This is a genomic window from Cupriavidus campinensis (assembly GCF_905397395.1).
In the GTDB taxonomy this organism is placed as follows: domain Bacteria; phylum Pseudomonadota; class Gammaproteobacteria; order Burkholderiales; family Burkholderiaceae; genus Cupriavidus; species Cupriavidus campinensis.
Genome location: NZ_CAJPVH010000001.1, coordinates 74099 through 97964, shown reverse-complemented (window position 1 = coordinate 97964; position 23866 = coordinate 74099). Strand labels below are relative to the sequence as shown.

Sequence of the window (23866 nt, the reverse complement as noted above, 5' to 3'; positions counted from 1 at the left end):
ACGGATCTCGCCGAGTTGGCGCAACGCCGACTGATCGATCTTCAGCAGCCTCAGCCATCAGGCCGCCCCATCCGCCTCACACGCGAGGGATACCGGCTTCTCGGCGCCATGACGAGGCCGGGCGGAGAGCTTACGAGCCTCGCGTCGGCTTCAGGAAATTAGCACTGGGCGCCGCCTAGGCCCGCAACCGCGAACTGTGCTGGCGCCGACGTGCCTAGCGTTGGCGAAGCGAATGCGCCGCAAGCGCCCCCGCGGCCGCTGCAAACGCAGCAACGATGCTCATGCTTCGCCACGGGTGCTCATGGGCATAGCGGTCAGTCGCGTCTACCCACTGGCCGACCTGCACCTCCTGTTCGCGCCGCAGGGAGGAAAGCCGGGCCTGCAAGGCATGCAGGCGTCCCGAAATTTCATCCCGCGTGCGCTCGGATCTGTTGTCCACTTCGGCGACGATATCACGCAGGAGCGCCTGGATATCGGCGATCAGCATGCTCGAATCCCGACGCAGTGCCTTTCTGTGCTCGATGAAATCAGACTTGATCTCGTTCATGTTCCTTGTCCTTTCCGGGAGTCGCTTTGGCCCGCTGGGGGCGGACGCTGAGTCGACTATAGGCGGCCCGGATCTCCGATACTTGATCGAGGACAAGGCAAAAGGTGCGCTGCAGAAGGGGGCCTGCTCGCTCGCCACGGTCGGGCGTGTCCATCAGCGCTACATCACCGGCGCATCGCCATGCCTCGCCCGTTGCCTGCCACTCCGGGTGCACCCTTTGTCCAGTTCCATCACCATAGTCAGCGTCATGGCGACGAGCGCCAGACTGATCCATGCGTTGAGCGACACCGGGATAAGATGCACCGCCTCGCTCAGCCCCGGGATGTACATCGCCGCCATATGCAGCGCCTGAGCGGCAAGCACGCTCACCACCAACATCGGATTCGAAAAGAAGCCCAGTCGCAGCACAGACTGGCGCTCCGACCGACTGTTGAAAGTCTGTACGTTCTCGAAGAGCACAAACAGCAGAAGGAGAAGGTTGCGGGCCTCCTCCTCCGGATAGCCGTGCTTGAGCATCCAGTAAAAGGTCACGAAGCCGCCTGCGCCCATCACAAGTGTCGAATAGCCGATGCGACGGATCATCACGCGGTCGAAAATGGGTTCCTGAGGCTTTCGGGGGGGATACGACAGCTCATCGCCTTCGGCATGCTCCGCGGCCAGCGCTACGTCCTGAATGCCATTGGTCACCAGGTTGAGCCAGAGGAGTTGCACCGGCAGCAAAGGCATTGGCAGCCCGAGAGGGATCGCCAACATGAACAGCGTGACCTCCGCAGCGCCCGTGGATACCAGCATGAAGATCACCTTGCGGATGTTCGCGTAGGCTACCCTGCCCTCGCGGATGCCACTAACAATTGACGCAAAGTTGTCGTCTGCGATGACGATATCCGCGCTTTCCTTGGCCACTTCGGTACCCTTGCGCCCCATCGCTACGCCGACATGGGCATGCTTGAGCGCAGGCGCGTCGTTCACCCCGTCGCCAGTTACCGCGATGAAATGACCCGCCCTTGCCAGCGACATCACAATCGCCAGCTTCTGCTCAGGACTCACTCGCGCATAGATCCGCGCATGCCGCGTCAAGTCGTCGAGCGCTTTCTCGCCGAGTTGCTCGGCCTGGCGAACCTGGCCCCCCGTCACGACCTGTTCAGCACTGAAGCGTATCCCTGCCTCGGTGGCTATCGCACTGGCGGTGACCGGGTCGTCACCTGTCACCATCGCGATCTCGATGCCGGCGTTGTAGCATTCTCGAATCGCATCCGGCACCTCGGGTCGAACCGGGTCCTGCATGCCTGCCAGCCCCAGGAAGGTCAGATTGACCAGATGCCCGTGGCCGTAGACCTCGTCCGGCTCGGCGCCGATGGTTCCCTCGGCGAATGCCAACACACGCAGTCCTTGCGCGGCGAGTGCCTCCTTCTGTTGCAGCAGCACTTCCCGCTGAATCGGCGAGACGCTCCCCCGCACATCCACGTGGTCGCACATTGCGATCAACGTCTCTGGTGCGCCTTTGACGAAAACGCGGATCCGGTCTTCGTGCCGGTGGAACGATGCCGCATATCTCAGGTCGGGCTCATAGGGAATGCGTGCGACAAGCGGATACCGCTGCCTGACCTCGTGAACAACGGTGCCGCCCTTGTGCGCCGCAGCCAGAAGCGCGATGTCCACGGTGTCCCCGGTACCGGACCAGCCCTTCGCCTCCCTGGCGAGCTGCGCCTCGTTGGGCAGTGCCGCCGCCCTCAGCAAGGCTGACACGCGCGTCCTGGCCTCCTCATCGGTGGTGTCCGCGGTGTGGATGGCGCAGCGGTCCACATCCGGGCCAACATCGCAAGATAGCGCAGTCCCATCAGGTAGCCGGATGTCTGTCACGACAAGCTCGTTCATCGTCAACGTGCCAGTCTTGTCCGTGGCAATCATCGTGCACGAGCCCAGCGATTCCACAGCGGGCATCTTGCGCACGATGACGTTGGCCTTTGCCATCCGCCGCATGCCGATGGCCAACGCCACCGAGATCGCCACGGGCAGCCCTTCAGGAATCGCGCTTACCGCCAGCCCCACTGACATCATGAAGAGTTCGGACAACGGCATGCCGCGCAGCAAGCCCACCGCTACCAGCAGGGCCACGGCAACGCCTACCGCCAGGGCGATCAACCGCGAGAAGCGTTCAAGTCGGATGAGGAGCGGGGGACGTGATACCGATTTTCGGTTCAGTTCACGGGCTATTCGTCCGAACTCGCTTGCTGCACCTGTTGCCACCACGACGCCCCGGCCCCGCCCCCGGTTCACCACGGTGCCCGCATAGGCACGGCACAAGCGATTGTGAGCCTCGTCATCGGCACATTCGTGCATTGCGCGCTTTCGTACAGGCAGGGATTCGCCGGTTAGCAGCGATTCATCGCACTGCAGATCTGACGCTTCCACGAGTTCAAGATCTGCCGGCACCCTGCCACCTGCCTCCAGCAGCACAATGTCACCCGGCACCACACTGCGCGCCTCGATACGCTGCTGCGCGCCATCGCGGATGACAGTGGCATCCGGCTGCTCCATCTTGGAAAGTGCGGCGGCAGCCTTGTCCGCAGAATGCTCCTGCGCGGTGCCGACGACCCCGTTGATCAGCAGCACGACAGCGATGAACAAGGCGTCCCTCGGCTCGCCAAGGGCAAGCGATACCGCTGCTGCGGCGAGCAGAATGTAAATGAGCGGGCTCAGAAACTGTCGCAGGAATACTGCGACGATCGACGGCGGCTTTGGCCGCGGTAGCGCGTTGGGGCCTATCTCGACCAGGCGCTGGGCCGCCTGCGCGGTGGTCAACCCGAGTTGGGCCATTGTGGGACGCGCCCCGCTTTGGCGACTGCCATCTCCTTGGGCGGGACGGTCGGCCTCTGCGGCACTGGACCGGTCCACAGGAGAGTCTTCGCCGTTTGTCCGGTGCATGTCGGTCGCGTCAAAGTGATGTTGGGGACAGCGGAAAAATTTCGAAGAAGGCGTCTTTGACGGCCTGACTCGCCCACTGATCGTCATCTAGCATATTTGAGCGCATCCGGACTCAATTGACGTGGATCAAGTGACGGTTGGCCGCCGTCCGGCACGCCCCGTGAAGCTGGCTTGATGCAACGCAAACCACGGCTAGACGCAACACCTACATTCGTCCTACCGAGGCCTCCCCAAAGTGGAGCGGCATTCTTGGGAACATTGTGAGCATCCTATGGACGAACTCAAATTTATCCCCTACCAGCCCATTAGGGGCCTGCTGCCACGCACCGCCTCCGGCACGACCGGGCGGGTAATCGCCCTGCCACAGCCGGACCGCACAAATGGTCTGCCGCTGATGGGGGCGTTGTGGCAGCGCATGAGCACCCGTGAGTTCGACGAGCAGGCGCTGCCGTTGCAGCAACTGAGCGAATTGCTGTGGGCCGCAGCAGGGATCAATCGCTCGCAAGGCGGCGGGCGTACCGCCCCCTCGCCGCACGGCGAGGCCGTCATCGACGTCTACGCAGCGCTGCCCGCCGGCCTCTACCGCTACGACCCAGTACACCATTGCCTGGCGCTGAAACGCGCGGCGGACGTGCGCAGCATGACCGGCTATCAGGATTTCGTCGGCATGGCGCCGCTGGACCTGGTCTACGTGGCCAACCACGGCCGGATGCAGGATGTCCCACCCACGCTGCGCGACACCTTTGCCGCCGCCGCGGCTGGCGCCATGGTTCAGAACGTCTATCTCTACTGCGCCTCGGCCGGGCTGGGCGCCGTAGTGCGGGGCTGGATCAACCGGCGTCAGCTGGCAGAGCATATGTCGCTTAACGAGGACGAGGAGCCGATCCTGTCGCAGACCATCGGACGTCCGGCACTGCCCCACCGATCGCCAACCTAGACGCCCTGGCCGAAGCGCCACTGAGAGAAATCAGGAGACACAACCATGATCAGGAACTTCGGCAGTGCGGATGAGATCCGCAACGAAATCCTGCGCCGCCTGCAGGAGAACGCCGACCTTGGCGATGACTGCCGCGACTGCGACATCCCGTTGCCGCAGCGTGTCGACGCTGCTGCCAACGGCGGCTGCAATTGGACTATTGAAGCCTTCCCGGCAGTCAGGCCGTCGTGCCTGCCCACGATCAAGGCCGTTACGACAGAGATGATGCGCGAGTACGAACTCCGCTAGCCAGTCTCCACAGCGTCTTCGGACGATTGCCAGGTGCGACAACAGGGGTAAAGCATGAAATCAGATCATCAGATCCAGAAAGACGTCACCGAGGAACTAGACTGGGACCCGGCCATAGACGCGGCGTCCATTGGCGTGGAGGTCCACAAGGGAATTGTCACACTGAGCGGACACCTATCCAGCTACTCGGAGAAGCTCGCCGCCGAGCGCGCCGTGGAACGAATCTCTGGCGTACGTGCCGTCATCATCAAGCTCGACGTACATCCGCCCGGCGCACTCCTTGACGAAGCCGTTGCCGAGGCAGCCCGCGAGGCCCTGCAATGGCACGTGCATCTGCCCGCAGATGCCATCAAGGTGCGCGTCGAGCGCGGGTGGGTGACGCTATCGGGCGATGTCGATTGGGGCTACCAGAAGCACCTGGCGGAACGCACGGTAAGCCAGTTGCGCGGTGTGATCGGCGTGGTCAACAGCATCCGGATGCACGAGAAGGCAGCGTCCCCCGACGTGGAGAAACGCATCGAAGAGGCGTTGCGCCGTCATGCCGTGCGCGAGGCCCATCATATAACTGTGAAGGTCGAGGGCGGCACGGCCACGCTGAGCGGGCACGTGGACTCCCTGGCCGATCGCCGCGCCGCTGTCGGCGCCGTATGGTCGGCCCCGGGCATCTCGGCGGTCATTGACCAACTCGAGACGCGGCCGTAACCATGCATGAAGCAAAACGGTCGTACAAGGGGTTCCAGATCATACTCTTTGTCCCCGACGCCATTGCTGCGGGCCACCCCGGCGGCAGTATCCATATTGGCGCCCCGGAAGGCGGCATCGGCATCCGGTTTACGCCTGACTGGCCCGCCCCACCCGAGAGCGTGGAACAAGCCGAGTCATGGCTGTTCGCCTATGCTGCGGGGATCGTCGACTGCGAACTTGCGGGTGGCTTCGGCATCGACCTGCGCCACGATTGAGTTATGCCGGGCCAGGAAGACGCCGCCTGCGCTTGCTCGAGGCCCGTGGGAGCGAGCGCAACCGCGCGCGGCCTCGGGGGATGCAGCGGGTTGCGCGCCGAGGAACATCCGGCACAGAACGGCACCAGCGCGCAAGCGGCGAGCGCCCACCATCGCCCCCGCCTTGCCTGTTTTGCCTGTTTTGCCTGTTGGCACGAGCGCAAGTACTTCTCCATGGCGTACCTCCAGGCCCTGTCCGGCTTTACAACGCGAAGCGGAAATGGCCACTGTGCAGCACGATATGCCGCGCTTCCGTCATCTCGAACAAGGCGCCCGCAACGCGCTCAATGTCTTGGCGGTTGCTCATGAATGCCGGCAGCAGATCCTCGCTGAGGTATGAGCGGGCGCCAAAATGATCCTCGAGCGCCTCGGCGGTAATCTCATATGTCGCAGGCACACCGTCCACTGTTGCTGAGCATTGCAGACTGGGACCGGTCGGGTAGTAATCCGGCATTTCGCCGGCAAATTCGATCTTGTGCATAGGTATCCGCCATCCGAGGGCCGTGTCGGTCTTTCCAAGGTAGGGGCCACCAGGACTTGCAGGTTGACCCCAGTCAATGAAGTGCCATTAGCTTCCCCATGACATGCATCAACTGGCAGCCGCATCCCGCACCTATGCTGAAGCGGCGTCTATCTACCCGCACACCGGTACCGCTTAACCGGCGTCCTTCCAAGGGGACCATGTCATGTATCAGACCATCCTCGTCGCCATCGATGGCAGCGACTGCGGCAATCTCGCCCTGGACGAGGCCATGCGCCTCGCGGCAATGTGCAATGCGACCCTGCATATTGTTCACGTGATCGACAACAGCTATCTCAAGTACGACATGGGCTACGGCAATCTGGGAGACTTGCGCCCCGCCTTGCTTGAGGGCGGACGCAAGCTGCTGACCGAGGCCGAGGCGAGGGCTCATGCTGGTCATGTCACATGCCGCGCGGAACTGCTTGACGAACTGCTCGGGCTCGGCGACGTTGCCACGATGATCAACGCGGCGGCGCAACGCGCCCACGCCGACGTGGTCGTACTTGGCACGCACGGCAGGCGCGGGGTGCGGCGCCTGGTAATGGGCAGCGTGGCAGAGGGTCTGGTGCGGGAATCGAAGGTGCCGGTGCTACTGGTGCGCGCCCCTTAGGCAGCGAGCCATCGCGGAAGGCCCTCTACTTCGTGAACGTCGCGGCGTCGCAGGACGCGCCAGGCCAAGGCACTATTCCCAGGCACTACCCCCAGGCACGGCCCCATAAGCCATTCCCACTAACTTTGGCCACCTTTGGTGCGGGCTGCAGAAATCGCGGTGTCGCGTTCCTGCGCAGCGGCCTTCTTCGCCTCATTAAACACGCCCTTCGCCTCCTTGACTTTTCGATCATATTCCTTTCGTGCGGATTGAATTTCCAACCGCATCTGAACCAACTGATCATTCGTTGCGGAACTTCCGGGGCTGGCCTGCTGAGCCCACGCCATCGTCGAGATGGTAGCCGTCAGCAAAATGAGGGTAGCGATCTTCTTCATGTGCGTGCTTCCAGTTGATGAGAGAGGTATGAATCCCGATGCTACGGGCATTCCATCTGCGGCAGATCCGGAGAATGGGCCCGTGGGATAGGCGAGTGCTGCGGTTGCCAAGCCAATATAGAGGGGCAGCTGGACCGCAGCCTGATCTACATCAAGCATCCGCGAGCACGCACCCGCTCCCTGTTGGCGCGAACAGTGGCCTCGCCCTGCGGCTGATCGAGCATATCTGCTACCAATCGCCGCACCAACTCAACACGTCCGTTTCCTCAATGCGCATCCGCAGACGGTGCCTTCGGTGCGGCCACCTTGCGCATCAGCGGCACCATTGCCGTGGCAATGCCGAAGCACACCAGAATCAACAGGTAGATGTCGCCAAAGGTTTGCGTCTGGGCCTCGCGCCAGGCCAGTCCCCATAGTTGCCGCAGCGCGGCGGTCTGTGCATCGAGGGCGTCGTGGCCGGCTGCCATGAACCGCTCGCTGACGCTCTGCAGCAGGTTACCCATGGCTTCATTGCGGATGTTGAGATGCTCCGCCTCGCGCAGGAAGTGCATATTGCCGCGATCGTTGAGCACCGTGGCACACGCCGCGATGCCGATAGCGCCGCCCAGGTTGCGCATCAGATTGAACAGCCCCGATGCCAGCCTGAGCCGCTCCGGCGGCAGACTGCCGAGCGTCAGCGTAACCGTAGGCGCCACCGCAAACTGTTGCGCCATGCCGCGCAGCGCCTGGGGCAACAGCAGTTCTGCCGATCCCCAATCGTGCGTGATAGGTGCGAAGTACCACATCGAGATGCCGAACATCGCCAGGCCGAACATCATCAGCCAGCGCAGGTCCACCCGGTTGGCCAGGAAGGCATAGAGCGGGATCGACGCCATCTGGAACACACCCGTGGAGAATACCGCCAGCCCGATATCAAGCGCGCTGAAGCCGCGCACGCGCCCCAGGAACAGCGGCGTCAGGTAGATGGTGGCGAAGATGCCGATGCCGGTGACGAAGGAGAAAAAGCAGCCGAGCGCGAAGTTGCGCTCCTTGAGCGCGCGCAGGTCCACCACCGGATTGGCATGGGTCAGCGAGCGCCAGATGAAGGCGGCGCCCGCCAGGCCGGAGATCCAGGCGGTGGCCAGGATGACGTTGTCGCCGAACCAGTCCCAGCGCGGGCCCTCTTCCAGCGTGTATTCGAGGCAACCCAGGAACACCGCCATCAATCCCATGCCGAGGTAATCCGCCCCGCGCAGCAGCGACCAGTTGGGCCGGTCGACCTTGACCAGCAACGGTACCGCCACGGTCACGAAGATGCCGGGCACGAGGTTGATGAAGAACAGCCAGTGCCACGAGAAATGGTCGGTGATCCAGCCGCCAACCGTTGGCCCCAGCGTGGGCGCCAGCGAGGCCAGCGCGCCGACCGTGGCGGCCGCGATCACCCGCTGCGGCCCGCTGAAGAATGCGAAGGCCGTGGTGAACACCATCGGGATCATCGAGCCGCCCAGGAAACCCTGCAGCGCGCGAAACGCGATCATGCTCTGGATGTCCCACGCCATGCCGCACAGCAGGCTGGTCACCGTGAAGCCTGCCGCGGAGGCGGCAAACAGCCAGCGCGTCGACATCACACGCGAGAGCCAGCCTGACAGCGGAATGACGATAATCTCGGCGATCAGGTAGCTGGTTTGCACCCAGACCGTCTCATCGGCCCCGGCGGAGAGCGCGCCGCCGATATCGCGCAACGATGCAGAAACGATCTGGATGTCCAGCAAGGCGATGAACATGCCCACGCACATCGTGCCGAAAGCAAGCACCTTGGCGGCGGTGGACATCTGTCCCGGAGGCGTGTCCGCCACGGCGCGCGACGAGCGGGTCAGGCCGGCAGCCGTCATCACTGCACCTGCTTCGGCGGCAGCGTATTGACCTGCGCGACGACCGAGAGGCCCGGGCGCAGCACGCCAAGCCGGGCATCCTGCTCATCCAGCTGCACCCGCACCGGCACGCGCTGGACGATCTTGGTGAAGTTGCCGGTGGCATTCTCCGGCGGCAACACGCTGAACTGCGCGCCGGTGGCAGGCGCCAGGCTTGCCACGTGGCCATGGAAGACACGGCCGGGCAGCACATCGGCCTCGATTTCCACCGGCATGCCGGGGCGCATGTGCGCGAGCTGCCCTTCCTTGAAATTGGCATCCACCCACAGCCCGCCCGCCGGCACGATGGCCAGCAACTGGCTGCCGGCGCCCGCAAAGGCGCCCACCCGGGCGCGCCGGTTGCCCACGGTGCCGTCCACGGGCGCACGCAACGCCGTATAGCTCAGGTTCAGTTTGGCGATGTCCCGCTCGGCAATCGCCTGCGCCAGCGCCGCCTGGGCCTGCTGCTTCTGTGTGCCGATCACGTCCAGCTGACGCTGCGCGGCGAGCAGCGAGGCACGTGCGCGCTCGCCGTTGGCCTGCGCCTGCTTGTAGTCCGAATCCGCCTTTTGCGAGCTTTGGATGGAAACGGCGGCCTTGGCCACGAGGCTCGCGTAGCGCAACTGATCGTCGCGGGCCCGCACGGTGTCGGCATTGGTCGACGCTATCCCGGCCTTGGCCTGCCCGATCACGGCCTCCTGGAGGCGCGCGGTTGCATCGAGGTTGGCGAGCAACGCCTGCTGGGCCGCCACGGCGCCCTCGGCCTTGGCGAGTGCGGCGCGGTAATCGCGGTCGTCAATGCGTACCAGCAGGTCACCAGCCCGGACGGACTGGTTGTCCGTCACCGCCACTTCCGCGATATATCCGCCCACCTTGGCGCCAATCACGGTGATATCGCCACCGACGTAGGCATCGTCGGTGCTTTCCACGAACCGGGCGGATGTCCACCAGTGGTAGCCGTAGCCCACCCCGGCGAGTCCGGCCGCCACCAGCAGGCCAGTCGCCAGCAACCGCTTGGCGCTGACCTTGGATTTCGTCGCGGGAATGGAGTCGGCTCCGACCCGTTCAGTCAGCGTATCGCTGCTCATGGCACTTCCTCTCTGCATGCGGGGATTTCCCGCTGCCTGCGCAGCGGTGTGGGTAAAAGGGGGGCAAATCAGGTGGGGCGACTCAGGCTTCGGCCGAGCGGTCCAGTCGCTGGCGCAGGCGCTCGGTGGCGGCCGGGCCGGGCACAACGTGGAAATCGGCCCCGGTAACGGGGCGCCCGCTGGCGGCGTCAACCAGCACGGGCTCCACACGCTCGCCGGTCTTGCGGTCCGCCAGTTGCACGCTTTCGCCTTCGGGCGCGAGATGCTTGTTGCCCCAGGCCAGCATCGCCAGCAGCACCTGGCGGAAATCCCGGCCGCGCTCGGTCAGGATGTATTCGAAGCGCGGCGGGCGTTCGCAGTACTGCCGCCGCTCCAGCATGCCCTCCTCGACCAGCGAGTTCAGGCGGCGGGTCAGCATATTCGGGGCGATATCCAGGTTCTGCTGGAACGCATCGAAGCGCGTGATGCCGTAGAACGCCTCACGCAGGATCAGCACGCTCCAGCTATCGGCGACCCGGGCGGCCGTGCGGGCGATGGGGCAAGGCGTCTCCCCAAGCGGCTTTTTCTGCATCTCCGGACTCCTTGAAATACACGTTGCTATCAATTTGAAAGTTAGTCTAGACTAGTCACTATCATCATGCAAGTTAGTTGATGCAATGTTCCTGGTTGCTGTCGAAAGGTGTCCGCAATGCCGCTTCATACGCCCCACCCTGCCCGCGCCGGTCTCCCGCGCCTTCTGTCCACGCTGATCGCCGCCGGTGTCGTCACCACCCTGGCCGCCTGCGCCGCCGGCCCGGACTACCACGCGCCCGCGGCGGATATGCCGGCGGTCTACCCGCATGCCGCAGCACTGGCCGCCCGAGAAGCCACCCAACCGGCACCGTCACTGGATAGTTGGTGGCTCGGCTTCAACGATCCCGCGCTGACACGGGTCATCCAGCGCGCGCTGGAGCAGAACCTGGATCTCGCGGCTGCCATCGCCCGTGTGGATCAGGCCCGCGCCGCCGCGCGCCGGGCCGGCGCCGAGTTGCTGCCGCAGGGGGCGTTCTCCGCCAGCGTGGGCAAACAGCGCCAGTCGCTGGAAGGACCGCAAGGCCGGCTCGGCAGAAACCTGCCGGGCTATGACCGCGACCAGACGCTGTACAGCACGGGCGTGGGGGCAAGCTGGGAAATCGACGTGGCCGGCGGCCTGCGTCGGGGCGCCGAGGCGGCGAGCGCGGAAGCCCAGGCCGCCGAAGCCGAGCACTTGGGCGTGCGCGTGCTGGTGGTGGCGGAAGCCGCCGATGCCTACTTCCGCGTGCGCGGCGCGCAGCAACGCATCGCCATTGCACAGGAGCAGGTGCGCACCAATGCCCGGCTGTTGGAACTGGTGCAACTGCGCCTGGCCGATGGCATCGGCGCCGAGCGCGAACGGGCTCAGGCAGAAGCGCAGCTCGCACAGACCCGCGTCACCCTCCCACCGCTGCAGATCGAACTGGAAACCCAGCTCAACCGCCTCGACGTGTTGATGGGCGCGCAGCCCGGCACCTACGGCGCAGAACTGGCGGTGCCCACCGAGCGCATGACCGTGCCGCAGATCTCCGTGGCGCAGGGGCCGGCCAACCTGCTGCAACGTCGCCCGGACGTGATGGCGGCTGAGCGCCGCCTGGCGGCATCGAGCGCCCAGATCGGCGTCGCCACGGCGGAGTACTACCCCAAGGTGTCGATCTCCGCCCTGCTTGGTTTCGAGAGCCTGACCGCCAGCAAGCTGTTTACCGCGTCCGCATTCCAGCCCGCCGCCATCGCGGGGCTGCGCTGGAGACTGTTCGATTTCGGCCGGGTGGACGCCGAAGTTGCGCAGGCCAAAGGCGCCAACGCCGAGGCCCTGGCGAACTATCGCAGGTCCATGCTGCGCGCCACCGAGGACGTGGAGAACGCGATCATCGCGCTGACCCAGCTGGAGGTGCAAAGCCGGGAACTGGCGGTGGAAGTGGCGGCCCACGCCCGCTCGCGCGGCGCCGCAGAGGAAGCCTACAAGGGCGGCGCGGTCAGCCTGTTCGAAGTCCTCGAAGAAGACCGATTGCTATTGGCAGCGCGTGACCAGCAGGCCAGCGTACGCGCCGACAACGCCCGCGCAGCCGTGGCAACGTTCCGTGCGCTGGGCGGGGGGTGGATGCAATGAGAACGGGGCGACACCAGCCGCGTCAGCCCACGCCTGCAGGGTCAGCCGGCGGATCGAGATAGTCATCCACCGCGCTGCCCACGGTGGGATGAAAGCGATCATGGCTGTAGATCTCGGTCAGCTCGAAGCGCTTGAGCTTGTCGCGGACGGGGTCCTTCATCTCGGCGAAATGCAGCGCAATGCCGTCCGCGCCCAGGGCCAGGCCCAATTCGCGCAGCATGTCCGCCGAGGTGACATCGACACTGGTGACCGGCTCGGCGGCCACCACCACGCGGCGCACCGGGGTGGGCGAGTCCGCCACTGCCTCGGTGAGCCGTTGCTGGAACAGCTCGGCATTGGCGAAGAACAGCGGCGCGTCCCAGCGGAACAGCACCAGTCCGTCGATCCTTGCGGCGTTCGGATAGCGCTTTATGTCGTGATAGCCGCGCAGCCCGGGCACCCGGCCCAGCACCGCGAAGTGCGGCCGCCAGCCGTCCCACAGGAACTCGATCACGGCGACCACCACGGCGAGACAGATGCCGGGAATCGCCCCAAACACGGCTACGCCCGCGAAGCACAGCATTGACAGCCAGAACTCCCATTGCTGGATGCGAAAAATGCGCTGCAAGTCCCTGAATTCGAACAGGCCGATGGCCGCGGCGATGACCACGGCGGCCAGGGCGCTGGTGGGCAGGTAGCGCAGCAGGTTGGGGGCGAACATCAGCAGCGCGGCTACGGCGATGGCGCCGACCACGCCGGTCAGTTGCGTGCGCGCCCCGGCCGCCTCCGCCACGGGGGTGCGTGACGCGCTGCTGCTGATCGGAAAGCCCTGGAAGAAGCCCGCCGCCAGATTGGCGGCGCCGAGCGCCACCATCTCCTGGTTCGGATCCACGCGCATGTGCGAGCGCGCCGCGAAGGTGCGCGACAGCACGCTGGTATCGGCAAACGCGATCAGCGCCACGGCGCCGCCGCCGAGCACGATCTTGACCAGATCGGCCTCGCTAAGCCAGGGCACCGCGAACGCCGGCAGCCCCTGCGGAATCTCGCCCAGGATCTTCACGCCGAGGGTATCCAGATGGAACACGCTGACCGCCAGCGTGGCCAGGATCACGGCGATCAGGATGCCGGGAACCCGGTCGAAACGCTTGAGCAGCAGTATGACGGCCAGGCTGGCTGCCCCCACTGCCAGGCTGTACGCGTGGGTCTGGCCATCGGCAATCGCCCGGGCCAGTTCCCACAACTCGCGCAGCGGACCGGCATCCTCGATCGGGATGGCGAACAGCTTCGGCAACTGGCTGACCAGTACGGTCAACGCAATCCCATTCATATAGCCGTAGCGGATGGGCTTCGACAGCAGTTCTGTGATGAACCCAAGGCGCAGCAGCCCCAGCACGATGCAGAACAACCCGGAAACGATGGCCATCAGGCTGGCGGTGGCGATGGCGCGCGCGGGATCGCCGGCGGAAGCGGTGATGACGACGGCGAGGATCGGCGCCGCCAACGCGGAATCCGGCCCCAGCACCAGGATCCGGCTCGGACCGAACAGCGCATAGGCCAGCAGGGGGACGATGGTCGCGTACAGGCCGTACACGCCGGGCACGCCCGATGCCTCGGCATAGGCGATGCCCACCGGCACCAGCATCGTGGTCAGCACCAGTCCGGCAGCAAGATCCCTGGGAAGCCACGCAGGCTGATAGGCCGCGAGGGTTACCAGTCCGGGCAACCAGCGCCGCCATAGGGAGGAAGGGGCGTCACGCGGGGCAGATGCGTTGGCCATGGAGGGGTGGGCAGGCACGCCGCATGCGGCGCGATGCTTCAGCATAGGCCGGAAGTCCGCAAAGGGAAATAGGTCCTAGGCCCATGCCCAGCGCGCGGCGTGCCCGCCGGGATGGGGCGCCGGGAAACTTCCCCGGCCGCCCCACCCCGTTGGCCGGTCAGAACCCGGCGCGTGCCTGAATGTAGACCATGCGCGGTGCGCCCACCAGACGGCCAGCATTGCTGTCCGTGGTACGCGTGTAGTAGCGCTTGTCGAACACGTTGTTCAGTCCGATGGTGATGTCGGTGCGCTTCATCTGCGGCACCTTGAACATCGCCTGGAGATTCCAGGTGCGGAAGCCCGGAATACGCCCCACGCTGCCATCCGCCGACTCGGCCACGGTGTTCGCCAGATCCGCGTACTGCGAGCTCTGGTGCGTGGTGGAGATGTTGAACGTCCAGCTACGCCAGTCGTAGCGCGCACCGATGGTGTCGGTATTGCGCGAGTAGAACGGCACGTCCAGGCCGGCCGTGGGGCCGGACTTCTGGATCGCGCGGGTGTAGGTGTAGTTGGCGTACAGGTTCAGGCCGCCGAGCAGGCTGGCGCGGTCGAAGGTGTAGTCGATCGCGGATTCCACGCCATCATGGTCGGTGGCGCCGATGTTCTGGAACGTGGCCGGGGACAGCCCAGGCACCTGCTGAATCTGGTTGTCGAACTTGATCTTGAACGCGGTCAGCTCGGCACGGATGCGGCTGTCGGTCCAGCGCGTGCCCAACTCGAAGGTGCGGGCCACTTCCGGCTGCAGCGGATTGGAAGGCGTCTGGGAGTTGAGCTGGATGTTCTGCACCGGGCCGAACGATGTGCTGTAGTCCGCAAACACGGTCCACGCATTGTTCACCAGGTACGAGACGTTCACCGACGGCAGCGCCTTATTGTTGATGCTCTCGAACTGCGTGTTGGTGCCGCGTTGCTGGCGGTTGGTGTCGATGTGCTCGAAGCGCACGCCCGGCACAAAGCGCCAGTTGCCGTAGGCGATGCGGTCGTCGATGTAGACGGCATGGGCATCGGTGGCGTTGTCAAACGAGGTGGTCGGGCCCGACACGCCCGTCACCAGGCTCTGGTTGTACGCGTTGTCGTCGCCGCGCTCGCGGATATAGCGGTAGCCGACGGTGATGTCATGCTGGGTCGGCCCCAGGGACACGCGCTGCGTGTAGCGCGGCTCGATCCCGAAGGTGGTGTAGTTGCGCGGCTGGTGCGCAATCTGGGTGGCGCTCTGCTGCAGCGTGCTCTGGCGATAACTGTCGTTGAAGAACGTACGGATCTCGACCTCCTGGTTGGCGGAGATCGTGTTCACGTAGCCCAGGTCGAAGCCGGTGCGATTGCCGCTCCAGTAGTCGTTCGGCCGGGTGTTCTGGAACGGGTCGGCATTGTATTGCGCCACGGACAGGCCGCCCGGCGTACGCGAGCGCACGTCGTAGTACGAGAACTTGCCGTAAACCTGCTGCGACGGGGTGATGTCGTACGCGAACTTCAGCGCCACGTCGTTGACGTTGTCGTCGCTGCCCTTGCGCCATTCGCGGCCAGTCATGCCGGAGTACAGGAAGGCCAGGCCCAGGCCGCTCTCGAGCGTGGTGCCCACGAAGGCGTCGTACTGGGTGTTCCTGCCACCACCCTCGGTAAAGATGTTCTGGCGGATCGACGCGTCGCCGCTGATGCCCGGCCCGGTGGGAATCGGCTTGGTCGTGAAGTTGATGATGCCGCCCACGTTCTGCGGGCCGTAGCGCACCGCGCCGCCGCTGCGCACCACGTCGATGGTTTCGATATTGCCGAGGCTCACCGGCGCGAAGGACAGCTGCGGTTGCCCATAGGGCGCCACCGCCATCGGAATGCCGTCGAGCAGCACGGTGGAACGCGGGGAGTACCGGCCGGTCAGGCCGCGCACACCAATATTGAGCGAAATCGCGCTGCCGGCGGTGCCCGAGTTATCGGTCGATTGCACACCGGGGATGCGACGCATGACATCGCCGATGCTGGACGCGCCGCTCTGCTCGATCTGCTTTTCGTTGACCACGGTGCGGGCGCCCGGGAAGGTCTTGACGCTGTTCTGCAGCCCGGTGCCGAGCCAGTTGCCGCTGACCTGAACCGTCTCCAGCATCCGCTCGTCGTTGCCGCTTTGTCCGGCTTGCCCGGTCTGGCCCTCGGCCTGCTGCGCGCGAGCCATGCCCGGCGTCAGACTCAGGATGGACACCGCAAGCGCCGTGGCGCACAGCGCGATCTGGGGTGCGGCAGGCAGCTTGCCGCAACGGCTCGACTTCATGGCTTTGATCCCTTGTATCAACAACTTTACAAAGCCAATGAATGTAAATGATAACGGTTATCGGTACGAGCTTTCTGTCTGGGACCGGTATGAAATTCGGGGACTTCCCAGGCAAAGTGTTGCCGCCGCACGACAATGCCTTTGGCGCGGCAAGGCTTCAGGTCTGGATGAAATCCCGGTGGGCAGGCGCAGCACTTTTGGGGGCTTCGCCGATCATCTCCAGCACCGTGGACTCGATCATGTACGACATGGCGGCCAGAGCCAGGTCGTTGGGTTCCTCGCCGAACGGCTCCTCGATCTCGGCGCTGAGGGCCTCCAGCGCAAAGAACGTGTAGGCGATGAAGCACACGATCACCGGCGTCATCAGCCCTATCGAATCCAGGAGGCCGAACGGCAGCAGCATGCAGTACAGATAGATGCACCGATGGATGATGACCGAATAGGTGAAGGGGATCGGCGTGCCGGCCAGCCGCTCGCAGCCGCCCAGTGCCGTGCTGAGTTGATTGAGCGACATTTCCATCGACTGGGCCAGCGGCGGCGCCAGTTGGCCGGCGCGGAGCCGCTCGCCCACCCATTCGCCCGCCATCAGCAGCGCAATGGCGGGTTTGAACCTGGCGGCCTTGAGGCGGGCCGCATCGGCCTGGTCGAGGAACGGCGCCACGTCGGGCCATGCGTCGCTGCCCCGCAACTGATGGCGTAGCGCGTGCACGAATGCGCAGAGCCGGTAGGCCAACTGGCGGGCGTCGCGCGGGTCGGCCCCCAGCGTCAGCGCCTGCCTCGTCAGCGAGCGCGCTTCATTGAGCACGCTGCCCCAGAGCGTGCGCCCCTCCCAGAATCGCGCGTAGCTGGTGCTGTTGCGAAAACCGAGGAAGATCGCCAGCGTCAGGCCGATCAGCGAGAACGGCACGAAGTTCAGCGATACCTTCCAGTCGCCAATCCTGCCGTGGAAGGTGGTGATCAGGGCGGCAAACAGCGTGATGGTGATGAGCTGCGGGGCGATCTTGGGTAGCACCGAGCCTCGCAGGACAAACAGCATCCGGAACCAGTGCAGCGGCGGGCGGGTAATCATCTCAGGGCGCCTCGCGCAGCCGCAGCGCCGCCAGCGCCAGCGGTTTCGCCAGGACGGTCGTGGCGAGAGCCATGAGCAGCAGCCCGGAGAATGCCGCCGCGCCGATCAGGCGATTCTCGAGCAGGATGGCCAGCACCACCACCTCCATCAGCCCCTTGGTCTGCGCCAGCGCGCCCAGCGTCCAGGCGTCGCGCCGCCCCAGGCCAGCCATCCGCGCCGGCAGCGCCGTGCCGGCCATCTTGCCCACCACGGCCACGACGGTGGCCACGGCAAATACCACCAGGGCGTCGCCGCCGGCCGTGGTCAGGTCCGTACGCAGGCCAGTCATCAGGAAGAAGAACGGCATCAGCACCACTACCGTGGTGGGCTCCAGCTGCCGGCCGATATCAGCCGCCGCGCCGCGCGGCAGCACCACGCCGGCCAGGAATCCGCCCAGGATGTAATGCAGGCCGATCATCTCCGAGGCGCAGGCCGAGCCGAAGATCAGCACCACCACCGCCGCCAGCCGCGCATCCGTCCCGCGCAGGCGCGGCAGCCCCGCCGCCAGCAGCGGCCGCACGATCAGGAACATGGCGGCCACGTATGCACCGCCAGTCAGCACCAGCCGCAGCGGCGCCTGGGCCGCCTGCCCGGTGCTGGCGAGGATGCACGAGAGCACGATCCAGATGGCGGCATCGCTGACCGCCGCGCAGGCCACCGCAAGCCGGCCGGCCGTGGAATCGCTCAAGCCCATTTCCCGCAGGATGGCGCCCAGCACCGGCAGCGCGGTCACCGCCATCGATACCCCCACGGCAATCGCAAACTGCCACAGCGTGGCGGCGTCGCCAAGCAGCCCGGGCCGGTACTGGCCGAGACCCAACCCGGCGCCCACGCCCAGCGCAAACGGCACCAGCACGCAGCCCAACGCGGCGCTGATCGCGATCTTCCGCAGGCCGCGCGCCTCGCCGCCGCCAATATGCAGGCCGGACAGGAAAGCGAACAGCACCACCGCCAGCCATTGCAGGCCGGTCAGCGCGGTCAGCCGTGTGGCGCCGAACAGCGCCTGCCAGCTATCCGGCCAGAAGGCCCCGAGCAGCGACGGCCCGAGCAAAATGCCGCCCACGATCTGCATGACCACGAGCGGCACGATGCCGCCCATGCGCAAGCCGCGCCACAGCAGGAGCGGGGTGCCGACGACCAGACAGGCCTGGGCGAAGAAGATCGAGGTGGGATTCATGGCTGAGCGAGTTGGCGCGATGCAGCGGCGATGATACCTCGCCGGCGTCACGCGCCCACCGCTCGGGGCGGTGTCTTGGGGCAGGCAAGCGCGAAGCGGCCCCCAATAGCAAGGGCATCATAGAGCACATCGTCCAGCGGCATTCGGTCGCAGCCGCAAACGCCACCCGGACGGTATCCTTGGCCCACGTTTGTTTCGCACGCGCCATGCCCCCTATCGCTCCCCGGCCCGCCCCCCGGCCCGCTCCCACCGCAAGCGCGGACGCCTCGTACCGCATGCTCTGGCGCTGGCATTTCTATGCCGGCCTGTTCGTCATGCCGTTCCTGATCGTGCTGGCCGTGACCGGCACGCTCTACTGCTTCCAGCCGCAGATCGAGCCCCTGCTCTACCCGCACTTGCTGAAAGTCGAGCCGTCCGGCGATCGGCTACCCCCCCAGCGGCTGCTGGACCGCGCGCGCGTGGCGGCGCCCGCCGGGGCAACGGTCACCAACTACACGCTCAACACCGATCCGCGGGCGAGCGCCGAGTTCGTGTTCCGCCTGCCTGCAGGCGGCAGCGACAGCGTCTACCTGAACCCCTACACCGGCGCCTACCTAGGCAGCCTGAGCGTGGAAGACCGGTTGATGAAGCAGGTGCGCATGCTCCACCGGGCCTTGCTCGTCGGCAAGCCGGGCGAGTTGCTGATGGAACTGGCCGCATGCTGGGTGCTGGTGATGATCGCCACGGGCCTGGCGATGTGGTGGCCGCGCCTGCGCCAGCGCGGCGCGCGCGCCTTCGTGCCCGGCCCCGCCACGGGATCACGCGGCGGGTGGAAGGAAATCCATCTCGCGCTGGGCGCATGGCTGGCGGTGGGCGCCGTGGCGTTCATCCTCTCCGGGTTGCCGTGGACGGGCTCATGGGGCAAGCAGTTCAAGGCGCTCGCCACGGCCGCCAATCTCGGCCGCCCGGCCGATGGCCAGGGCGACATGCACGCGCATGCCGCGCCCCCGGCCAGCGGCGCCGATCACATGAAGCACCACCACACGATGGAATCGCTGCCGCTGGCGGACATGCCCTGGGCCGTCGGCCTGACCACCGTGCCCAGCGTAGCCCCGGCGAAGACCGCGCCGCTGACGCTGGATCAGATAGTGGCCGTGGTGGCCGCCCAAGGCATCACCACCGGCTGCCAGGTGGTCTTCCCGAAGGCCCCCGGCGGCGTCTACACCGCCTCCTGCTTCCCCGCCGATCCACGCGGCGAGCGCACGCTCCATATCGACCCCGCCAGCGGGCAGGTCGTCAAGGATCTCCGCTTCGCCGACTACGGCCCCGTGGCGCAGGCCATCTCCTACGGCACCTCCCTGCACATGGGGCGCTACTTCGGGCTGGCCAACCAGCTCATCTGCGCGGCGATTTCCCTGGGCCTGATGGCAATGGCTGTGACCGGCCTGGTGATGTGGATCCAGCGCAAGCCCGCGCGCAAGCTCGGGGCACCGGGCCATCCCGCCGCGTTGCCGCCGATGCGCGCCTGGGCCATCGGCCTGGGCCTGCTCGGCGCCGTGTTCCCGATGATGGGCGTCACGCTGCTTCTGGTCTGGCAGCTGGACCGCCGCATCGCCGGGGCGGGCGGCGTGCGCACCGCGCCGACGGTGTGACAGGTCGGGCCGGGGCATTGGGGGAATTTGGGAGAATTTGGGGGTAAGATCGCTGCACTCCCCAGCCTTGCATCCACCGTGGAAGACGCTCCGTACCTTGATTTCGACGCCTTGCAGCAACTGGCGCAGCACACCGACCACGTCACCGCCGACTGCGCCTGTGCCACTGACGCACTCCTTGGCTGGGCCAGCCTGCCGATTTCGTTTCCCGAGCCACAACTGAAGAAGATCGGCACGCTGGTCGCCAGCGCCTATGAGGAAGCGACGTTCCAGGAGTACGACCCCGACAGCGTCGGCTTCTGGTCGCCGGACGCCCCCGTGGCACCGCTGTACTACCCGGCCAACCGCTGCGATGTCTGGGCGTGCACGGTCTGCAGCCGCGCGTTCCTGCGCTACGTGGAAGGCGGCGGCTACTTCGTCGATCCACGCATCCGGCGGCTCACGGGCCGCGTGCTGGTGGATGCACGTCTGGGCTGAAGCGCCCGCCTAGCGCGCGCCCCATTGTCAAAGGCGCACGATGCTTCCATGACTGCATGCGGCGGCGTCCCTTCACCCGATCGACAAAGGAATACACCCGCCGGCGGTTCGTCTGACTGAAGACAGCGCATCACGCTGCATTTCACTCTCCGCCTGATCAAAAGGACAGACCATGAACCTCCACCGTACCCTCCCGGCCACACTGGCCGCACTTGCCGCTCTCACCCTCGCCTCCGGGGCCATGGCGCAGACGCCTTCGCCGGCCAACACCGTCCCCGTCAAGAACATCGTGCTGGTGCACGGCCTGTATGCCGATGGATCGAGCTGGGAAAAGGTCATTCCGCTGCTGCAGGCGAAGGGCTACCACGTCACATCGGTGCAGAACCCCACCACGTCGCTGGACGCGGATGTCGACGCCGTCAAGCGCACGCTCGCGCTCCAGGACGGCCCCACGCTGCTCGTGGCGCACTCCTATGGCGGCATGGTCATCAGCCAGGCCGGCGACGACCCGAAAGTGGCCGGGCTGGTCTACATCGCCGCCCGCGCGCCAGATGCCGGAGAGGACTATCCCGCCCTGACCCGCAGGTTCCCCGCCGCACCCGCCTCCGCCGGCCTGCAATGGGGTGCGGACGGCTATGGCCGATTGTCCGAACAGGCGTTCCTGCACGACTTCGCCGGAGATCTGCCCGAGACCCAGTCGCGCGCCTACTACGCCGTGCAGCAGCCGATGGGCAAGGCCATCACCATGGCGAAGACCACCGTCGCGGCATGGCGTGACAAGCCCACGTGGTACGCGGTGTCCACCGAGGACCGCACCATCAACCCGGATCTGGAGCGCTTCATGGCCAAGCGCATGGGCGCGCAGACCGTGGAGATTCCGGCGAGCCATGTCTCGCTGCTGTCGCGCCCGCAGGATGTGGCCAGCCTGATCCTGCAGGCCGCTGCCGGCAAATCTGCCGGATAAAAACTTCCGCGCCACTGCATCCAAACGCTCCGCTGGTGTGTAGCCCCTGTGCAGCCTCCGGGTTCGCACCGATCCACGACACACCAAGGAGCCCCACCATGATCCGCACCTCCCTTCTTGTTCCCGTCTCCGCCTGCCTTGCCCTGACCGCCTGCGGCGGCATGCACCAAGCCGGTCCGATGCCCGCGCCCATGCCGGTGGCCGACGCCATCAAGGTGCCAGACGGCCACAAGCTCGCCATGCAGACAGTTGGCGTGGGCGAGCTGCGCTACGAATGCCGGCCCAAGGCCAACGCCGCCGACCAGTTCGAATGGGCCTTCGTCGGCCCCACCGCCACGCTGAACGACCGCAGCGGCAAGGCAGTCGGCAAGTATTACGGCCCGCCCGCGACGTGGGAGTTCATGGACGGCTCGAAGGTCACCGCCACCCAGGTCGCCGTGGCGCCGGCCGGCGATGGCAATATCCCCCACCAGCTCGTGAAAGCGAATCCAGCGACCGGCAGCGGCATGATGAGCGGCGTCACCTTCATCCAGCGCGTGGCCACCCGTGGCGGCGTGGCGCCGGCGGCGGCCTGCAGCGCGGCCAATCGCGGCGCGGCGCAGATGGTGCGTTACCAGGCGGACTACCTGTTCTGGAAAGCGGCGGCCTGAGCGGGCTGGCGCGCGCGGCATTAGGGAAAGCCCAGCGGGCCGCTGCCGACTGTCGGGCGTAAGATGTGCGCTCGGGCGCCCCCAGCCCGCCGCCCCTTGCAGCCCTGCAGCCACCAGAGAGCCCGCTCTTGACCGCCGCCCTGCCCTCCGTCAACGACCATTTCGACTACGAATCCGCGCTCGCCGGTTGCGCCGCGCGGGACGTGACGGCCTTGCGCCGTCTCTACGAGCATGCAGCCCCGTACCTGTTGGGCGTGGCGGTCCGTATCGTGCGGGACCGGGCCCTGGCGGAAGACGTGCTGCACGACGCCTTCGTCAAGGTCTGGAGCCATGCCCATACGTTCGACCCCGCACGCGGCGCGGCGCGCGGCTGGCTGTTCAGTCTGGTCCGGCATCAGGCGCTCAACCTCGTGCGTGACCGCCTGCGGCTGGTGCTACCCGACGAGGAGATGGCGCAGGCCATCGAGGACGAGGCAGCCCTGGCCGCCATGGCGGGCGCGGCCCCGGCCGGCGAGACCCGCGTGATGCTCGGCCGGCTGGCCATCTGCCTCGACCAACTGGACCCGCCCAAGCGCGACAGCATCCTCTATGCCTATGTCGATGGCTGCTCGCACAGCGAGATCGCCGCGCGGCTCGGCGCGCCGCTGGGCAGCGTGAAAGCCTGGGTGCGGCGCGGCCTGCAGGCGCTGAAGGAGTGCATGCAATGAGCGTCGATGCCGGAGATCCGCACCGCGGCGATTGGGATGCGCTGGATGAACTCGCCGCCGGCTACGTGCTGGGCACGCTTTCCGCCGCCCAGCGCGAAGACGTGGCGCGCCGCCTGCCCCAGGAGCCCGGCCTGCAAGACCGTGTCGATGCCTGGGAAGCGCGCCTGCATGCCTTGTCGGCCCTGGCCGAGCCGGTCACGCCCGCGCCCCGCGTCTGGAGCGCCATCGCGCGCAGCATCGGCCATGCCGAACAGCGCCCCACGTCTGCCACGTCTGCCACGTCTGCTACGTCTGCTACCGTCAGGCCCGGATGGTGGCATTCGCTGGCGCTGTGGCGCGGCATTGCGTTCGGGGCGACGGCCTGCTCGCTGCTGCTGGCCGCCATGCTGGGCCTGCGCGCGTTCGCGCCGCCCGCGCCGCCGCGCTATGTGGTAGTGCTGGCCGCGCCTCAGGACAAGACACCGGGCTGGCTGATCCAGGCCTCCAGCCCACGCCGGCTGAAGCTGATTCCGCTCGGCGCGCAGGCCGCGCCAACCAACCGGGCGCTGCAGTTCTGGACCAAGGCGGACGACTGGAGCGGGCCGGTCTCGCTCGGTCTGGTGCAGGCCAACCAGTCGCTCGATGTCGCGCTGGACCGCCTGCCAGCCCTCCAGGACAACCAGTTGTTCGAGATCACGCTCGAGCCCGCCGCCGGGTCGCCCATCGGGCGCCCGACCGGCCCGGTGCTCTACATCGGCCGCGCGGTGCTGGTGCGCTAGCG

23 protein-coding genes are annotated in these 23866 nt (G+C 66.2%); 12 read left to right on the top strand and 11 right to left on the bottom strand.

What is annotated here, in order from left to right; all coding sequences use genetic code 11:
• Positions 1–214: 214 nt before the first annotated feature.
• Together KHO18_RS00435 and KHO18_RS00430 are read right to left on the bottom strand one after the other, a co-directional pair.
• Positions 215–547 carry a DUF883 family protein gene (locus tag KHO18_RS00435; protein ID WP_144202183.1) on the bottom strand — a complete coding sequence of 111 codons (333 nt, stop codon included), beginning with the start codon at positions 545–547 and terminating at the stop codon, positions 215–217.
• Positions 548–706: 159 nt separating this feature from the next.
• The gene (locus tag KHO18_RS00430) at positions 707–3364 is read right to left on the bottom strand and encodes a cation-translocating P-type ATPase (RefSeq protein ID WP_144202185.1); all 2658 of its coding nucleotides are present in this window, start codon (positions 3362–3364) and stop codon (positions 707–709) included.
• A gap of 379 nt (positions 3365–3743) precedes the next feature.
• Between KHO18_RS00430 and KHO18_RS00425 the strand changes: the two genes are divergently transcribed.
• From KHO18_RS00425 to KHO18_RS00410, 4 genes are read left to right on the top strand one after another with little or no spacing between them, the layout of a single operon-like run.
• On the top strand, positions 3744–4409 hold the full coding sequence (locus tag KHO18_RS00425; RefSeq protein ID WP_144202187.1) for a SagB/ThcOx family dehydrogenase: 666 nt from the start codon (positions 3744–3746) through the stop codon (positions 4407–4409).
• A gap of 45 nt (positions 4410–4454) precedes the next feature.
• Positions 4455–4697, top strand: a complete 243-nt coding sequence (locus KHO18_RS00420) for a hypothetical protein (RefSeq protein WP_144202189.1) — start codon at positions 4455–4457, stop codon at positions 4695–4697.
• A 54-nt stretch (positions 4698–4751) separates the two neighbouring features.
• The gene (locus KHO18_RS00415) at positions 4752–5399 is read left to right on the top strand and encodes a BON domain-containing protein (protein WP_144202191.1); all 648 of its coding nucleotides are present in this window, start codon (positions 4752–4754) and stop codon (positions 5397–5399) included.
• Between the two features lie 2 nt (positions 5400–5401).
• A complete protein-coding gene (locus KHO18_RS00410) occupies positions 5402–5656 on the top strand; it encodes a hypothetical protein (RefSeq protein ID WP_144202193.1) in 255 nt (84 codons plus the stop codon).
• A 241-nt stretch (positions 5657–5897) separates the two neighbouring features.
• On the opposite strand, the gene KHO18_RS00405 is transcribed toward KHO18_RS00410, so the two are convergent.
• Positions 5898–6176, bottom strand: a complete 279-nt coding sequence (locus tag KHO18_RS00405; protein WP_144202195.1) for a DUF1488 family protein — start codon at positions 6174–6176, stop codon at positions 5898–5900.
• 205 nt (positions 6177–6381) lie between these two features.
• Between KHO18_RS00405 and KHO18_RS00400 the strand changes: the two genes are divergently transcribed.
• Complete coding sequence (locus KHO18_RS00400) at positions 6382–6828, top strand: universal stress protein (protein ID WP_144202196.1); 447 nt, start codon at positions 6382–6384, stop codon at positions 6826–6828.
• Between the two features lie 119 nt (positions 6829–6947).
• Here KHO18_RS00400 and KHO18_RS00395 read toward each other — a convergent pair whose 3' ends face one another.
• The 4 genes from KHO18_RS00395 to KHO18_RS00380 form a co-directional block, all read right to left on the bottom strand.
• A complete protein-coding gene (locus KHO18_RS00395; protein ID WP_144202198.1) occupies positions 6948–7202 on the bottom strand; it encodes a hypothetical protein in 255 nt (84 codons plus the stop codon).
• Positions 7203–7468: 266 nt separating this feature from the next.
• Positions 7469–9073 (bottom strand): DHA2 family efflux MFS transporter permease subunit, encoded by a 1605-nt coding sequence (locus tag KHO18_RS00390; protein WP_144202200.1) that lies wholly within the window; start codon positions 9071–9073, stop codon positions 7469–7471.
• The gene (locus tag KHO18_RS00385) at positions 9073–10179 is read right to left on the bottom strand and encodes an HlyD family secretion protein (RefSeq protein WP_144202202.1); all 1107 of its coding nucleotides are present in this window, start codon (positions 10177–10179) and stop codon (positions 9073–9075) included. Before KHO18_RS00385 ends, KHO18_RS00390 begins: the two co-directional genes overlap by 1 nt.
• A gap of 82 nt (positions 10180–10261) precedes the next feature.
• A complete protein-coding gene (locus tag KHO18_RS00380; RefSeq protein WP_144202204.1) occupies positions 10262–10750 on the bottom strand; it encodes a winged helix-turn-helix transcriptional regulator in 489 nt (162 codons plus the stop codon).
• 117 nt (positions 10751–10867) lie between these two features.
• Here KHO18_RS00380 and KHO18_RS00375 point away from each other — a divergent pair, with 117 nt between their 5' ends.
• Positions 10868–12340, top strand: coding sequence for an efflux transporter outer membrane subunit (locus KHO18_RS00375; RefSeq protein WP_211942575.1), 1473 nt, complete (start codon positions 10868–10870; stop codon positions 12338–12340).
• A gap of 22 nt (positions 12341–12362) precedes the next feature.
• Here the strand turns inward: KHO18_RS00375 and KHO18_RS00370 are convergent, their stop codons facing one another.
• From KHO18_RS00370 to KHO18_RS00355, 4 genes are all read right to left on the bottom strand, one after another.
• Entirely contained in the window at positions 12363–14096 is a 1734-nt protein-coding gene (locus KHO18_RS00370; RefSeq protein WP_211942574.1) for a SulP family inorganic anion transporter, read from the bottom strand.
• A gap of 157 nt (positions 14097–14253) precedes the next feature.
• The gene (locus KHO18_RS00365) at positions 14254–16392 is read right to left on the bottom strand and encodes a TonB-dependent receptor family protein (RefSeq protein WP_211942573.1); all 2139 of its coding nucleotides are present in this window, start codon (positions 16390–16392) and stop codon (positions 14254–14256) included.
• Between the two features lie 157 nt (positions 16393–16549).
• Positions 16550–17461: a bestrophin family protein gene (locus KHO18_RS00360; RefSeq protein WP_211942572.1), complete on the bottom strand. Its 912-nt coding sequence runs from the start codon at positions 17459–17461 to the stop codon at positions 16550–16552.
• A gap of 1 nt (position 17462) precedes the next feature.
• Positions 17463–18677 (bottom strand): cation:proton antiporter, encoded by a 1215-nt coding sequence (locus KHO18_RS00355; protein ID WP_144202214.1) that lies wholly within the window; start codon positions 18675–18677, stop codon positions 17463–17465.
• A 206-nt stretch (positions 18678–18883) separates the two neighbouring features.
• Between KHO18_RS00355 and KHO18_RS00350 the strand changes: the two genes are divergently transcribed.
• The 6 genes from KHO18_RS00350 (at position 18884) to KHO18_RS00325 (ending at position 23864) form a co-directional block, all read left to right on the top strand.
• Entirely contained in the window at positions 18884–20308 is a 1425-nt protein-coding gene (locus tag KHO18_RS00350; protein WP_211942571.1) for a PepSY-associated TM helix domain-containing protein, read from the top strand.
• 78 nt (positions 20309–20386) lie between these two features.
• Positions 20387–20785, top strand: coding sequence for a hypothetical protein (locus tag KHO18_RS00345; protein ID WP_144202218.1), 399 nt, complete (start codon positions 20387–20389; stop codon positions 20783–20785).
• Between the two features lie 172 nt (positions 20786–20957).
• Positions 20958–21749, top strand: coding sequence for an alpha/beta hydrolase (locus tag KHO18_RS00340; RefSeq protein ID WP_144202220.1), 792 nt, complete (start codon positions 20958–20960; stop codon positions 21747–21749).
• A gap of 98 nt (positions 21750–21847) precedes the next feature.
• Positions 21848–22399: a DUF3455 domain-containing protein gene (locus KHO18_RS00335; protein WP_211942570.1), complete on the top strand. Its 552-nt coding sequence runs from the start codon at positions 21848–21850 to the stop codon at positions 22397–22399.
• 128 nt (positions 22400–22527) lie between these two features.
• The gene (locus KHO18_RS00330; protein WP_244844387.1) at positions 22528–23106 is read left to right on the top strand and encodes a sigma-70 family RNA polymerase sigma factor; all 579 of its coding nucleotides are present in this window, start codon (positions 22528–22530) and stop codon (positions 23104–23106) included.
• Positions 23103–23864 carry an anti-sigma factor gene (locus tag KHO18_RS00325; protein WP_211942569.1) on the top strand — a complete coding sequence of 254 codons (762 nt, stop codon included), beginning with the start codon at positions 23103–23105 and terminating at the stop codon, positions 23862–23864. Before KHO18_RS00330 ends, KHO18_RS00325 begins: the two co-directional genes overlap by 4 nt.
• The last annotated feature ends 2 nt before the right edge of the window (positions 23865–23866 follow it).